The sequence below is a fragment of the Nitrospira sp. M1 genome (assembly GCF_965152605.1).
Map to the genome: position 1 here is coordinate 3,864,285 of NZ_OZ224217.1, position 15,774 is coordinate 3,880,058.

At 50.7% G+C, this 15,774-nt stretch carries 6 protein-coding genes; all 6 read right to left on the reverse strand.

The window, feature by feature from the left end; all coding sequences use genetic code 11:
- Positions 1 to 70: 70 nt before the first annotated feature.
- Positions 71 to 2,038 (reverse strand): TonB-dependent receptor plug domain-containing protein, encoded by a 1,968-nt coding sequence (locus ACWHX8_RS17365; RefSeq protein WP_447969393.1) that lies wholly within the window; start codon positions 2,036 to 2,038, stop codon positions 71 to 73.
- Positions 2,039 to 3,180: 1,142 nt separating this feature from the next.
- The gene (locus ACWHX8_RS17370; protein ID WP_447969394.1) at positions 3,181 to 6,957 is read right to left on the reverse strand and encodes a response regulator; all 3,777 of its coding nucleotides are present in this window, start codon (positions 6,955 to 6,957) and stop codon (positions 3,181 to 3,183) included.
- A 9-nt stretch (positions 6,958 to 6,966) separates the two neighbouring features.
- Positions 6,967 to 7,692 (reverse strand): carboxypeptidase regulatory-like domain-containing protein, encoded by a 726-nt coding sequence (locus tag ACWHX8_RS17375; protein WP_447969395.1) that lies wholly within the window; start codon positions 7,690 to 7,692, stop codon positions 6,967 to 6,969.
- A complete protein-coding gene (locus ACWHX8_RS17380) occupies positions 7,689 to 8,660 on the reverse strand; it encodes a cytochrome c (protein ID WP_447969396.1) in 972 nt (323 codons plus the stop codon). Before ACWHX8_RS17380 ends, ACWHX8_RS17375 begins: the two co-directional genes overlap by 4 nt.
- A 281-nt stretch (positions 8,661 to 8,941) precedes the next feature.
- Positions 8,942 to 12,640, reverse strand: coding sequence for a response regulator (locus ACWHX8_RS17385; RefSeq protein WP_447969397.1), 3,699 nt, complete (start codon positions 12,638 to 12,640; stop codon positions 8,942 to 8,944).
- Positions 12,641 to 12,750: 110 nt separating this feature from the next.
- A complete protein-coding gene (locus ACWHX8_RS17390; protein ID WP_447969398.1) occupies positions 12,751 to 15,771 on the reverse strand; it encodes a response regulator in 3,021 nt (1,006 codons plus the stop codon).
- Between the last annotated feature and the right edge of the window lie 3 nt (positions 15,772 to 15,774).

Consider the following 15,774-nt stretch of genomic DNA (forward strand, 5'->3'; position numbering starts at 1 on the left):
AGAACATCAACATTCATGCTCACGCCAACGACTCGAGCATGGCTCTTCGTCATCCAGAGGTCTAAGCAAACTAGAAACTCCACGTCACCTTTCCGTAGACGCTTCGTTGAACTTCATTCGCTTGAGTTTGCAGAAAACTTGGCATCATTTCAGGATGATGGGTATCGAGAAGGTTTTGACCCGCAATCGACAATTCGACTCGTTCCCACGGCCTCCATCCCAACCGCACATCAAGCTCCCAGTAACTCGGAATCGAAAAACTTGGTAGCCCATCAACAAATCGCAGCCACGAATCCAGTTCAATATCATGTGGAAGACTCAACAGCGAACGAAGCGACGCTTGATGTTGAGGACTCCCCTTTTCATCACGATCCGGGAACCCGAACGCGCCGCGTTCCGTCTCCACATCAATGTTCAAATATGTATATGCCCCACGAATTTGCCATGAATCGAGCACTTGAAGATTAGCCGCCACTTCGACTCCATGCGTTCGCGCTTCCTTATTATTGGCAAACTGAAATGTTGGGAGTGGCGTCAGGGCTACGCGCTTCGAGTCAATCAGGTTGTCATAGAGATTGTAAAACCCCGTCACGTCAATTGAGAGCTCTGGAACAGGCGTCATGCGATAACCCGCTTCAAAGGCTACAAGACTCTCTGGCCCTAGTCGTTGATTACCCCTCAAGCGCACCGGCACTGTCAGCGCAGGCGGATTGGGCGGCTGCACAATCGCCCCATTATCGGCCGCACGAGACGGAAGTCTCACCGCACGAGACGCGGCAATCCACCAGGCATGTTGAGTAACGGGCTGCCAGAGAATCCGTCCGCTAGGCTGTACTTCGAATCCAGTGAAATCATTGTGTGAAATTTTGCTTCCGACGGTGAGCTTCACTTCGTCATGAAACAGACTTATTTCATCTTGAATGAAGCCGTTGAGAACACGAAACGATTTCGATCGAGGTGCGGGGGCTATCGTGAAACTCGTTCGAAAATCATCAAACCAATGCCGATAGCCTACCCCCCAAACAAGGTCTTGACTCCATGGCAGCGCGACGCGATGCTGAAACTCGAAGTCCAAGGTATCGATGGTCATCTCGACGACGGTTTCTTTTCGATGGAAACGGTCATAAAAAAATTGGAACGACATGTTGGAACGTTCTGAAAATCGGCGATCCCATCTGAGGAGAATATGACCACCTCTCATCTCGACATCTTCGTCCACCGCTCGAGCAAACGCGGGAGCCGTTAACGTCGGCAACGTCACGCGTTGACCAACCTCGCCACCATACATCCCTCCCTCGGTCATCAATACGTTATGCGCATCGATATCCCAATCACTACGAAATCCCCCTCGCAGGATGCGGCCGTCGTCATGCGCACCGGCTTGATTAAATTCGGTGTCCGCATTCAAAGCTTTCACGAATAATCGGTAATGCAGGTCATCACGAACCTGTCCCCCATAGCGCGCGCCAATGATCGCGTCTTCAGATCCACCCAACCCACTCACCAACCCGCCATGTGTCACCTTCGAATGTTTTGTGATGATATTGATGACGCCATTGACCGCGTTCACTCCCCACAACGTTCCACCAGGGCCACGAATGACTTCAATACGGTCAATGTCCTCAAGCAGAGTATCGGTGGTCTCCCAAATCGTTCCAGCAAAAAAGGAGTTATACACATTACGGCCATCGAGCAGAACCAGCATTTTATTACTAAACCGACTATTGAACCCTCTGGCAGAGATGGCCCACTTGTTGTTATCCAGTCGAGCAACGTGCAGGCCCGGCACCATTCGCAACGCTTCGGGAATACTTGTCGCCCCGGACCGTCGAATGTCATCCTGTGTAATCACGAAAATCGCGGCCGCCGATCCGGAGAGTTTCTGCTTTTTCTTCGACACCGACGTCACCTCGACATTCATGAGTTCTTCCAAACTCAATTGCGTGAAATCATTCGACGCCGTCATGTCCTCCGCACCCCACGCACACATAGGCAATAGAACCAATACAGCGACCACAAGGAGAATACCCTGACGCATCACTTGGACCTCCAGCTATGCCCACACCAATGATAGGCAGGACATGTCTGTCGAAATGTCACCATTCGTTTCATTTTCACTTGAACACCTGTAAATAAAACATCAGCAACGGCCTGAGCTCAGAGTAGGCTGCCTTTCAGAAGCAATACATCGCACAACTACCGTGTTCAAGCACACCTATAAATAAAACATCAGCAACGGCCTAAGCCCAAAGTCGGCTGCCTTTCAGAAGCAATCCGTCACACACCTACCGTGTTCACTTGAACACCTGTAATCAAAACACCAGCAGCTCCCTGAACCCAAAGTCGGCTGCCTTTCAGAAGCAATACGTTGCACATCTACCGTGTTCAAGCACACCTGCAATCAAAACATCAGCAGCTCCCTGAACCCAAAGTCGGCTGCCTTTCAGAAGCAATACGTCGCACATCTACCGTGTTCAAGCACACCTGTAATCAAAACATCATCACCTGCCTGAGCTCAGAGTCGGCTGCCTTTCAGAAGCAATACGTCGCACATCTACCGTGTTCACTTGAACACCTGTAATCAAAACACCAGCAGCTCCCTGAACCCAAAGTCGGCTGCCTTTCAGAAGCAATACGTTGCACATCTACCGTGTTCAAGCACACCTGTAATCAAAACACCAGCAACTGCCTGAACCCAAAGTCGGCTGCCCTGCAAGAGCCCTTTCGCATACAACGACCGTGTTCAAACACACATCTCATCAACTGGAATACCCGTCAATTTTGTCATTGTCACGGTATATTTCAGCACCGCCATGTCATACACATGCACACAGTTAAATCATCCCTCCTCACGCACACGCAGGGTTTCTCATTATTGCTATCGGTTGAGGCCCGATGTATCTGAATGGTCAGAATGAAAATAGTCGTCTAGACAGCCTGCTCTCCCCGGCATGGAGGAGAACATTCAGCAATACGGAAATTGGAGTGGGAGAAAGAGTGCCCGATTCGATTCTAATCGAGAAGATGACGAGACAGCCTCACATTTCGAGCCTGTTTCTCAAGAAAGACATGACCGACGATGAGCAATGCATTGTACACATACACTTTATATATTTTTGTTGACAGACATCGCAGGGCTTTCCCTCTGTTTGCAAAGACATGAACACATGGGATCACGCGTTATTTCTGCGCCTGCAGGGCCTCTTGTGCCTGGGCAAATTCGGCTTGGAGATTCGGTACAAAAGACTGAGACTCACAGACTGCCCCTTCTTTTCCGATGCGTTCCGCATGCGCAGCCAAGGCCAAGAGACGTTTCACTCCCAAATTGGCACAAATGCCTTTTAACCCATGTGCGGCTTCTGTCAGATCGCTCGCATTCTGCGCTTCGACCGCCCGGACGACTGCCTCCACACAAGCAGTCGCATCCAACACAAACTGGTCGGCCATCTGGCTCACAAGACCCGCCCCTCCCAATTCCAACAGCTCAGCCATCACGGCTGCATCGACAATCGGGACGTCTGGCTCAAGGAACGACTGAGCACCCTCAGTGCTGACAGACGCTGTTGGAGCAGTCTCTTCCGCGCACCGAGGTTGTTCGACAGGTTCAACCCGCGTTGCATCGTGCGTAACTTCAGACTCGTGTTTCATCATAGCCTCCTCAATTTCTGATGCCTGTGGGTAAACACCAGCTTCCTGACTCGGAAGATGTGCCTCCCCTACCCCACTGTCGAGGACTTCCTCTCTCGCCTGACTCTCGTCCTGACCTTCCAACTCTTTTGGTAACCATCGATACAACGCTTCGGCTACGACTTCCGGCTTAATCGGTTTGGCAATATAATCATCCATCCCTGCCGTCAAGCATTTCTCCCGATCCCCTTGCATCGCATTCGCCGTCATCGCAATGATGGGTACGCGACGCATGTTGCGTCGCTCGTCGTTCGTTGCTCGTATCTCATCGGAGGCTTCACGCTTGACGCTTGACGCTTCACGGCAACGAATTTCTTTCGTCGCTTGATAGCCGTCCATTTCCGGCATTTGACAGTCCATCAACACAAGATCATAGGGCTGCCGAATGACCGCATCGAGGGCTTCTTGCCCATTGGAGACCACATCGGCCCGGTGCCCCAACCGTTCAACCATGAGGACGGCCAACTGTTGATTCACGCGATGATCATCGGCAACAAGTATTCGTGCACTCCGCTTCCGTGCCACTTCTTTCAATGTATAGCTGGTGATTAACGACGAGGCATCCGTGACATCAGCGCGTTGAGTTCGGCCTAAAACCATCGCCAGACAGGATTCCAGTTGCGCCTTCCGAATCGGCTTCGTGAGATAACCGGCAAAGCCAGCCTGGCGTGCTGCCGTCGCATCTCCTCGCCGCCCTAACGACGTCAAGAGAACCAGAGGCATCGATGCTAAAGCCGGGTCTCCCTTAATGGTCCGCGCTAATTCCAATCCATCCATTTCTGGCATGAGCATATCTAAAATCGCCAGGTCAAAGGGCCGGCCTCGCTCCGCAGCTTGCCGGATCATATCTAACCCTTCTGACGGCGTCGCGACCGTCATCCCTTCGAGCCCCCAATCCACAAAATACTGAGCCACAAGTCGCCGATTCGTCAGATGATCGTCCACATAACACACCCGAAGATGTTCAAGGTTCACAGGATCCACGTCGACCAACGAGGAGGTCGACGGCTGTTTCGTCAAACGAATCGTAAACCAAAACGTGCTTCCGACCCCTGGGGTACTTTCGACACCAATCTCCCCGCCCATCTGCTCGATCAATTGTCGACAAATAGCCAGCCCCAGTCCGGTACCGCCGTACTTCCTGGTCGTCGAACTATCTGCTTGCATAAAGGGCGCAAACAATTTCCCCTGCACTTCCGGAGAAATACCCACCCCCGTATCGGCCACCTCAGTCCGAAGAAGCACAGACTCCGTCGTTTCTTCCAGACATTGAATCTGCACGGTCACTTCCCCTTGTTGCGTAAATTTGATGGCATTGCCAACAAGATTCATCAACACTTGCCGCAGACGTCCGGGATCGCCCCTTAGCGCCGTGGGAACATGAGCCGAGACAAGCCCCACCAATTCCAGCTGTTTCTCTCCAGCTTGCTCCCCAAGCAATTCGAGGGTTTCCTCCAGGGCGGTACGGAGGTCAAAATCGATGATTTCGATATCCAGTTGTCCACTTTCAATCTTCGAGAAGTCCAGAATATCATTGATAATGCTCAACAGCGCTTCGCCCGAACTGCGCACCGTTTCGGCATACTGCTGTTGCTCGACGGTCAGGTCGGTCTCTAAGAGCAACCCTGTCATGCCGATCACCCCGTTCATCGGCGTACGGATTTCATGACTCATCGTCGCAAGAAATTCAGATTTTGACCGACTACCATCCTCCGCCATGACTTTTGCCAATTTCAATTGATCTTCAGCCTGCGTACGTTCGATCACTCGTCCAAGTTGTGTGCCAATAATGGTCATCACTTCTAATAACCGTGGATTGGGTTTTTCGATGTGCCGTGAAAAGAAGGCTAAGACGGCAAACAACTGATTTCCGATCGAGACAGGAAAGGCAAATCCACCCTTCATGCCGATAGTTTCTGTGGCTTCTGTTCGCAGAAAATTTTCCTCTTGAGTCAGATCGGAAATCCACACCGCCCGACGTGAGGCCAAGACCTGACCGGGCAATCCGACACCTGAAGCAAATTGTGTACGTGCGGAACTTTCGCGAAATCCATCGAACTCTGGAGAGTCAAGATGCCAGATCGTTGTAGGAACGAGCACCTCCTGAGGCTCACCCTTCTGAACGTAGACATGGCCAACTGGCCATTTCGTATGTGAACAGACCAATTCGAGAATCAACTGAAACGCTTCCTCCACAGAATGCGCTTCATTTGCAGAAACAGCCGCTCGTTGAAGCAATTGGACCATGGCGGTTTCACATCGCAAGGCTTCCTCGGCCTGGTGACGTTCGGTAATATCTCTGATGAACGCATTGAATATCCATGTACGATCTGGAGCATGTAAAGGGGAAATGGTGAGTTCAAGGGGAAACTCACGACCCCGTTTATCACATCCGGTAATTTCAATGCGTTTCCCTAAGATCGCCCCTTCTTCACGTTCAAGAAACCGCGCAAGCCCTGCGTTATGATCGTAACGGTGTTGCGGAGGGATAATCGTATCGGAAAGCCGCTTTCCCACGACCTCTTCTCGAGTCCATCCAAAAATCTTTTCGGCTTGAGGATTCCAATCAGTGACAAGGCCAAGGCTATCCATTCCCACAACCGCATCCAAGGCGGTGTCAATAATTTGCCGATTTTTCGCCTCGCTCAGCGACAGGGCGTGCGACAAGCGTTCAACAGCTTTTCGCACAAGATAGATGGCCAGTAGAAGCACCAAGAGACTGACAATGACTTGCTTGATAATGGCTTGCACTGTCGCCGATTCTTGCTTAGCCAGGGAAAGTTCTACGCGAATCCATCCAACAAGTTCAGTCTTCGCTCGAAGAGGTTGAAACACAACCAAATATTTTCCTTGTCGTCCTTCTCGTGTCGTGGTCAATGAGACAATGCCTTGCGCTGAAGCCTCCTCAAAAGTCGGTGACGTAACGGTCTGTCCGATTAGCTCAAGTTGATCTGACGCAACAACCATATCTTCCTTGTCAATGACGACGACCCCTAAAATTTCATCATCGGATTTGACGCGAGTCGTCAACGCCTCTTGAACCACAAACAGATTTTCCAAAACTGCCGTCGCTCCAATGAGCGACAGCCCTTCGGCAAGGGCCAATCCACGTTGCGTTGACGCATGTTGTAACTCTTGTTGTTGCTCGATGACCTGAAAGACTCCATATACACCCATGAAGAGGGCAATGATTGTCGAGAGAACAATGGTCAACCACTTTTCAGGGTTATTCACAATATATTCTTGGAGTCGAAATTGTGAGGCGTTCATGAAAACATCCTATTTTTTCAATTCAACAGCAATCGTCTGCCGTTTTTCCTCAGACACTTGTATGCGTTGTGTTCGTACACCAAAGTATCGATGCCATATCCTGAGCTGATACGTACCAGGTGGCACATGGTGAATGGTGAACAGTCCATCTTTCCCGGTCAGTGAAAAATATGGGTGATCAAACACATGTATTGATGCCTCCATAAACTTATGAGCATCACAACGCACATCAAGCATGCCAGGTCTGGAGAGTCGCTTGGAAATGGCACGATTATTCGGAGGAACCGCCACATTCAAAAATGTCTTTCTTTGGTGATGGATATGCGTGTTATGTAAAACGGGATCAATACTCGTAATATGTAGCTGACTTCCACGATACGCAACCTGGACGTGAGGAGAGAATTGACACTGTTGATTCGAGAGTCGAATGGCTGTAGGCTGAGGCTGCGTATCCAGTTGTTCAACCCCCTCAATACTCACAATCACATCCTCCACACCGTGCGAGGATGCATCGCGTACGACAATCGCTTTCTGTATCGACGAGCCACAATATTCGATGTCACGCGTCACGCGTAATGACTTGTCTGGCGGAACAGTACCAAGAAATGTGATACGTCCCTCGACGGTTGTTGTCTTGACATTCGTCAGGCTCTCGTTCGCAATCGCAATATCAAGACTTCCAACAATCGATAATGCACAGACTACCCACACGATACGCTGTCGGCATGAACTCATGGTATCTCTCCAGACGTTGAAAGCGATGAGACATATAACGCGAGATCCCACGCTTCATCTTGTGTGAGAGAATCTCCATACGACGGCATCGGCGTGCCATCCAAGCCAGTCATCAATACGCGGTAGATGGCAGTCGGCCCCTTTCCACTTTTCAGTCGTGTGCGTGTGAGATCAGCAGGTTGAATCTTTCTGCCATTCGAATCAGAAAGTGATTGAGCCAACGCGCCGTCGCCACGAGCATATGGTCCATGACAGGCATCGCAAAACATTTGCGTATAGAGGACTTGCCCACGATTCACCGCCTCGGAAGTTACTGGTCGTATTGGCGGAGCAAGAATAGTGGTACCCTTGGACTCTTCACGAAATCGAGGAGAAAAATTCATCACATATTCCACAACGGCCCGACGATCAGATACAGTTAACTCGCTATAGTCAGACATTGAAGTTCCAGCCACGCCAACAGAAATCGTTCGAAACAGATCATCCGAAGTTGGCAGTTGTCCCGTCGGCGTACTGCGGAATTTGAATATGCCAGCAGTAAAATCCGCCGGCCGTGGATTCAAAGAACTGGATAACTCACCCGTTCCGTCTCCCTGATCACCATGACATCGCGTACAATGCGTGACATAGATCCGCTTACCTTGCGCCAACAACGTAGACAACGACTCATGGTTCTGATATGCAGAATGGGGAATCGACTCACTTGGACCTGTTTGTTCAATCGTACCCGGAATCCCTCCCAGCAATGGTGCCTGCGCTGGCACTCGTTGCTCACGGACTTGACCCTCTTGAGCCTGTCCATCTTGTTGAGTGGGCACACTCGGATGCGATTTTGGCATACACCCCAGACTCACGAGCAGAAGACAAGCAAGCACTCCACCGCCATAGCGCAATTCACGGAATGAGCAGACGTGTTGCCATTTCCGTTGAATACCTGATGACTGTTCTATAGGACACCAACCAAACACAGAATACCTACCTCCCACGTACCATACCCATTTGATAGCCATCTCGACCTACGACTCTTATCCACGCACCCTGACATATAAGATTTCGGTCTTACATTACGTATTCTTAAATGAACCGATTGGAAATATTGACGCTCAAGGCTCTCCATGAGCACTAAAAAAGCAGAGGAGGCACCACCCTACAGGAGGATGAATTACTGGTTGAGTTCTCAGAAACAGGGAAGAATAATGTTTGGGGTTCTCAAAGTTCCACACTTGGCTGGAACATAACGGATCAGCCTTTAGCTAACCTTCTCCTGTTCAAAAGCATGACAGACACGTTGAAATTCGTGTTGAAGTGCCGTAAATTTCTCGGTCAACTGCCGAACAGATGTACCTCGTCCTTCTTGTTCCAAGAATCGGCACATCTCTCCCAACGGTTCGGCCCCCATATTCCGTGACATACCCTTCAAGGCATGGGCCGCATCGGCAATGCAATCATGATCCTGTCGCGCAACGGCCTCTTGAAGCTGTGTCACACAAGTCGTCGCATCATGGATAAACTGATCAATCATGCGGATAACAAAGGAGGGCTCCCCCAATGTCCGCCACTCCTTCAGCATAGACTGATCGATAGAAGGAATCGTGTCGTCATTGGTCGCATCCGAGGCCCTCGACTCAGAGGTTGTGTCTTCACTCTCGTTCGCCATGGATACTGGCAGCCACTTCACCAGCACCTCAGCTAATTGTTCGGATTTAATAGGCTTAGCCAGATAGTCATCCATCCCCGCATCCAGACATGTCTCACGATCTCCAGCCATCGCATTCGCCGTCATGGCAATAATCGGCATCCGTGTCCTGCCCTCACGTATTTCATGTATTGACAGGTGTTTTCGTTGCGAAGCTTCCCAGCGTCGAATCTCGGCTGTCGCTTCATAGCCATCCATCTCCGGCATTTGACAGTCCATCAAGATCAAGTCATATGGAATCTGGTGGACGGCCTCAATGGCTTCTTTTCCATTCCTCACCACATCAACGCGATGCCCCCATCCTTGGAGCCGTAACCTTGCGAGCTGTTGATTGACCGGCTGATCATCAACCACCAAAATCCGTGCGGCTGCTTGCGAGACAGCGACAGGAACGACCATGCTCTGTCCTGCTGCATGTTGTCCTTCGTTCCCCTTTTGAGTCGTAAGATGCATCACCGTCGCAATCCCATGTTCGAGCAGTGACTTCCGAACAGGTTTCCGTACATAGGCGTCAAATCGTCCTTCATGTTGAGCGATCTGATCCTCAAGCGTCCCCAATGCTGACAACAAGATTAATTTCGTGGACGCTAACGCTGGATCGCCTTTAATGGCTTTGGCCAACGTCACACCGTCCATCCCAGGCATGTGAAAATCAAGAATGGCGAGATCAAACGGTTCTCCGCGTGCAACTCCTGCATGTAACACCGCCAGGGCTTCCGCAGGAGTCGAGGCTGTCACCGCCTCCATTCCCCAACTCTGAGCATATTGCGCAATCAGGTATCGATTCGTTGGATGATCATCCACACAGCAAATCCTCACATTCTGAAAACCGGATTCTGGTGCCTGGGACGTCACATGACGAGGGTCTTGCTTCAGCAACCGCATGGTGAACCAAAAAACACTTCCCTGCCCAAGTTGGCTTTCAACTCCGATGGTTCCCTGCATGAGTTCAACCAATCGCTTGCAAATAGCAAGACCTAAGCCCGTCCCGCCATATTTTCTTGTTGTAGATCGATCTGCCTGCGAAAACGCTTGAAATAAACAGTCTTGAACCTCAGGCGCGATACCAATGCCCGTATCCGACACCTGGACTCGCAACTCAACGTCTGTTTCGGTCTCATCGAGTTGCAACACCTGAATGGCTACTTCACCCGACTCGGTAAACTTGATCGCATTGCTGGCAAGATTGAGCAGCACTTGCCGCAACCGTCCCGGGTCTCCCTGCACAGTGGTTGTCACGTCAGGAAATACAAATGACGAGACTTCCAAGCCTTTTCTGGAAGCGATTTCACTTAACACGTCCAATGTTTCCTCCACCGTCGCATGCAAATCAAAGTCGATGACTTCAAGTTCAAGTTTCCCTGCCTCAATCTTTGAAAAATCGAGAATATCGTTAATGATGTTCATCAGTGCTTCGCCAGAGTTGCGGACCGTCTCAGCATAATACTTCTGCGAATCCGCCAAATCCGTTTCGAGCAAGAGCCCGGTCATACCGATCACTCCGTTCATCGGCGTCCGAATTTCATGACTCATCGTCGCTAAAAACTCCGACTTCGATCGCGCTGCCGCCACGGCTTCGTCCCGAGCCTCAGCGAGTTCACGGTTCTTTATTTCGAGTTCTTGAGCCACGCGGGCAAGTTGTTCTTCGCGTTGCTTTCGTTCAGTCATATCGCGCACCAGAGCAATCATGCATTCTTTCCCCCCCACTTCAATGATCGATGAGGAAATTTCTGCAATCAGATGACGGCCCATCTTGGTGACGCAGGTCAATTGATCCGTCCATCCATGCCCACGTTGCGAGACGGTCTGAAAAAAGTCTACTAAGGCATGCCCTTCGGCTGGATGAATGACAAAGACCGACATGGAAACGAGTTCATCTTCTGAATATTCCAACATGCTCGCAGCACGAGAATTCGCTTCCAGGATAGTCTTATCATTCAGATCAATCACAAAAATCGCATCGTTGGAATGACTGAAAATTTTCCGAAACCGCTCTTCACTATCTATTAACGCCTTCTCTGCACGTTTCCTTGTAGAAATATCTTTAAACGTCACAACCGCGCCGCTGACACCACCGTCTTCATCGTAAATGGGCGTTCGTGTATATTCAGCAGGAAATCGGGATCCATCTTTTCGAAAAAATTGACTGAGGTTCACTTGACCAATTTCCTCTATACGTGAACCAAGCCCAAGTCGGCCCTCGTGTTGATCCCCCTGCCTCGGTTCGCCATTTCCCAAAGGCTGGATCAAATGTTCAGGCTTGCCGATCAGTTCAGACTCTTCCCAACCAAGAAGACCGAAGGCCATGGGATTCATGAAGGTAATCTTTCCTTCTTGATCGACTCCGTAAATTCCCTCTCCCGCCGCCTCCAGAATCAACTCCTGACGTCTCGCTAACTGCATGACTTCTTCCGTTGCCCGTTGAATACGCTCTTCTAATTGCTCTTGGGATTGGAGAAGCTGTTTATCACGTTCCTGTATCTGCTCTAACATGTCATTAAAGCCATCGATCAAGGTTCCAACTTCGTCATCGGTATGCTTTTTCAGACGGAGACTGTAGTCTTTCTTCTTCGTGATACGGCGCACAAGCGCCGTCAATTCAGTCACAGGCCCCGTGATCGCTCCCTGAAGCCGCGAAGACAACATAAACGCCAGCAACGTGACTAAAATCAGGAAGACTCCAGCATAGCTCGCATACTCGGCAATCGTGACATACAAAGATTTAATGTCTGACCTGAGATACAGGGTCCCAAGCTTCTCTCCATTTGAGAGAATGACATGAACCATATCCAGCGTATTTTCGTTAAAGGCATAGCCATGGTTGTGGCTCAACATCGGAGGAGTGAACGTCTTTGAATTTCTGATATATTGCGCAAACACTTGATCATGCGCGTCATAGAGGACTGCCGCATTAATGCCAATTTGCAGGTCTAGGGTTTGGAGTAACCGATTCCCTGAAATAAAGTCATCATCTGACAGCGCAGGAATACTACTTGCGGCAATGATATTCGCCTGAGCAGACAGCTCCTGAACCATGGTTTGGCGGAGGGTCACGAGGTAGGTGACGATAAAGACTTCGCAGGCCACCAGCAACGCTACACACGTCGTCAACGTTGTCAAGGAATGAAGTTTGCGTTTAATCGACGCATTATCCAATCGCCCAAGGCCCTTCTTCGAATGCTTTGGGCGATTGCTCTTTGAAGCTGTCTCTTGGCTTAAGAGACGATGACGTAAGCTATCTAATTGCTCCATAGGATCATCTTTTGCCGTAAGACATCTTTATACATTTCATCACGAGTCACCTCTAACCATCACATATCCAGTCTATCTCTCGGGGGTGAGCAATACGAGACTGGCTCTCATCATCGTTCGTCTGCTACTCCCATATGCGCCCGCAAGGCCTCTTGGGCCTGAACAAACTCCGTCTGAAGATTCGACACAAAAGGTTCCGTCTCACAGACCTTCCCTTCCTTCCCGACACCTTCCGCATGCACCGCCAACGCCAACATCCGCTTCACTCCTAAATTGGCACAAATCCCCTTCAAGCCATGCGCCGCTTCCGTCAAATCGTGCGCATTCTGCGCCTCCACAGCCTGGATCACCGCCTCGACGCAGATTGTCGCATCCTGCACAAACTGCTCAGCCATTTGACTTACCAGGCCCGCCCCGCCCAGCTCCAACAACTCCGCCATCATCGTCATCTCCACCACAGGCACATCGGGATCGAACAACAGTTTGGCCACCGGAGCTGGCTCTTCCAGGGGCGCAGAGCTTTCGATAGGTTGATCCTGCGATGTTTCCCACGTATTCTGGGTTTCATGCTTTATCGTCTCTCCCTCAGGATTGGTGTTCCGATATCCAGCATCTTGCTTTTGACTTTCTGAGGTCGTCTTTGTCTTCGTCGTTCCCTTCCAGCTCATGCGGTCCTCATGTCTATTACCTTCCGGCTCTTTCGGTACCCAACGACTCAGCACCTCCGCTACTATTTCCGGTTTAATCGGTTTGGCAATATAATCATCCATTCCTGCCGCCAAGCATTTCTCCCGATCCCCTTGCATCGCATTCGCCGTCATCGCAATGATTGGTAAATACGTTGGCCTACCACGTAGGTCCTTACCTGTTGCCCACTCCTCAAAATCTTTCGTGAACATCTGGGCTTGCGCCTCTCGCTCTCGGATAGCCCGAGTCGCCTGATAACCGTCCATTTCCGGCATTTGACAATCCATCAACACGAGATCATAGGGCTGCCGAATGACCGCATCGAGGGCTTCTTGCCCATTGGAGACCACATCGGCCCGGTACCCCAACCGCTCCACCATCAGGACCGCCAACTGTTGATTGACCCGATGATCATCGGCAATCAGGAGACGCGCACTGTGCTGCCGAGCCGTTTCTTTTAGCGTATAACTGGTGATTAAGGACTCTTCCCCTTCTGTGGCCGCCCCCTGGGTCCGCCCCAAAACCATCGCCAGACAGGATTCTAGTTGCGCCTTCCGAATCGGCTTCGTGAGATAACCGGCAAAGCCAGCCTGGCGTGCTGCCGTCGCATCTCCTCGACGCCCTAACGACGTCAAGAGAACCAGAGGCATCGATGCTAAAGCCGGGTCTCCCTTAATGGTCCGCGCTAATTCCAATCCATCCATTTCTGGCATGAGCATATCTAAAATCGCCAGGTCAAAGGGCCGGCCTCGCTCCGCAGCTTGCCGGATCATATCTAACCCTTCTGACGGCGTCGCGACCGTCATCCCTTCGAGCCCCCAATCCACAAAATACTGAGCCACAAGTCGCCGATTCGTCAGATGATCGTCCACATAACACACCCGAAGATGTTCAAGGTTCACAGGATCCACGTCGACCAACGAGGAGGTCGACGGCTGTTTCGTCAAACGAATCGTAAACCAAAACGTGCTTCCGACCCCTGGGGTACTTTCGACACCAATCTCCCCGCCCATCCGCTCGATGAGTTGTCGACAAATAGCCAGCCCCAGACCGGTACCGCCGTACTTCCTGGTCGTCGAACTATCTGCTTGCATAAAGGGCGCAAACAATTTCCCCTGCACTTCCGGAGAAATACCCACCCCCGTATCGGCCACCTCAGTCCGAAGAAGCACAGACTCCGTCGTTTCTTCCAGACATTGAATCTGCACGGTCACTTCCCCTTGTTGCGTAAATTTGATGGCATTGCCAACAAGATTCATCAACACTTGCCGCAGACGTCCGGGATCGCCCCTTAGCGCCGTGGGGACATGAGCTGAGACAAGACCCACCAATTCAAGCTGTTTCTCTCCAGCTTGCCCCCCAAGTAATTCAAGGGCCTCTTCTAGAGCCGTGCGCAGATCGAAATCGATGATTTCGATATCCAGTTGTCCACTTTCAATCTTCGAGAAGTCCAGAATATCATTGATAATGCTCAACAGCGCTTCGCCCGAACTGCGCACCGTTTCGGCATACTGCTGTTGCTCGACGGTCAGGTCGGTCTCTAAGAGCAACCCTGTCATGCCGATCACCCCGTTCATCGGCGTACGGATTTCGTGACTCATTGTCGCCAGAAATTCAGCCTTTAACCTCGAAGCCTCCAAGGCCTGATCTCGCATAATCGCCAATTCTTGATTTCTTTGTTCGAGTTCCACCGCTGGAACCACATATTTTCGATCGACGAGGGACGTAAGCAGAGCAAGACCAAGAATCATAAATGTTCCAAGCATGACTGCCGCCCCACCAATGAATGAAATATCCATGACGTAATGTGTGTCAATGGTGAGATCGGGCCTCTCCGAAAATTGAGCTCCAGCCATTGCCGTATAGTGAAGACCAGCGACAGCGCACCCCATCAATATTGCGCTGCCAATTCTTCCCCATCCCCAGAAGTTATTTTTTTCATCACGAAATTGAAATGCTAATCGTAACGCAATCAGCGCAACACTCACCGCAACAAAAACCGACAGAATGACATAGGTCATGTCGTGTTGAAGGACGGCTTTAAATCTCATGGCAAACATCCCAATGTAATGCATCGCCCCAATACTACTGCCCATGAGTAGACTGCCAATAAACCATTCTTTCGTCCCCCACACCCCACACCCAACAACAAACAACGCAACACCTGATGCAATAACCGCAGCAATATGTGAGAGCACCACGGTTGGAACATGATAGGAAACCGAGAATGGGAGTGAGTACGCAAGCATACCCACAAAATGCATGGCCCAAATCCCGGTCCCCATCGCGAACGCTCCACCGAGAAGCCACCACCATCGGGAAAGCCCGTTGCTCGAAGAAACTCGACCCGCGAGGTCCAGAGCGGTATGCGAGGCGACAATGGCAATAACCACGGAAAGCACAACCAGGCCAATGTCATATGTCCCAGTAATGAATGCTTGCATAGG

Coding starts and splice junctions, on each gene's coding strand:
- ACWHX8_RS17390 (WP_447969398.1), bottom strand. CDS start 15,771: ATGCAAGCATTCATTACTGGGACATATGACATTGGCCTGGTTGTGCTT.
- ACWHX8_RS17385 (WP_447969397.1), bottom strand. CDS start 12,640: ATGGAGCAATTAGATAGCTTACGTCATCGTCTCTTAAGCCAAGAGACA.
- ACWHX8_RS17365 (WP_447969393.1), bottom strand. CDS start 2,038: ATGCGTCAGGGTATTCTCCTTGTGGTCGCTGTATTGGTTCTATTGCCT.
- ACWHX8_RS17375 (WP_447969395.1), bottom strand. CDS start 7,692: ATGAGTTCATGCCGACAGCGTATCGTGTGGGTAGTCTGTGCATTATCG.
- ACWHX8_RS17370 (WP_447969394.1), bottom strand. CDS start 6,957: ATGAACGCCTCACAATTTCGACTCCAAGAATATATTGTGAATAACCCT.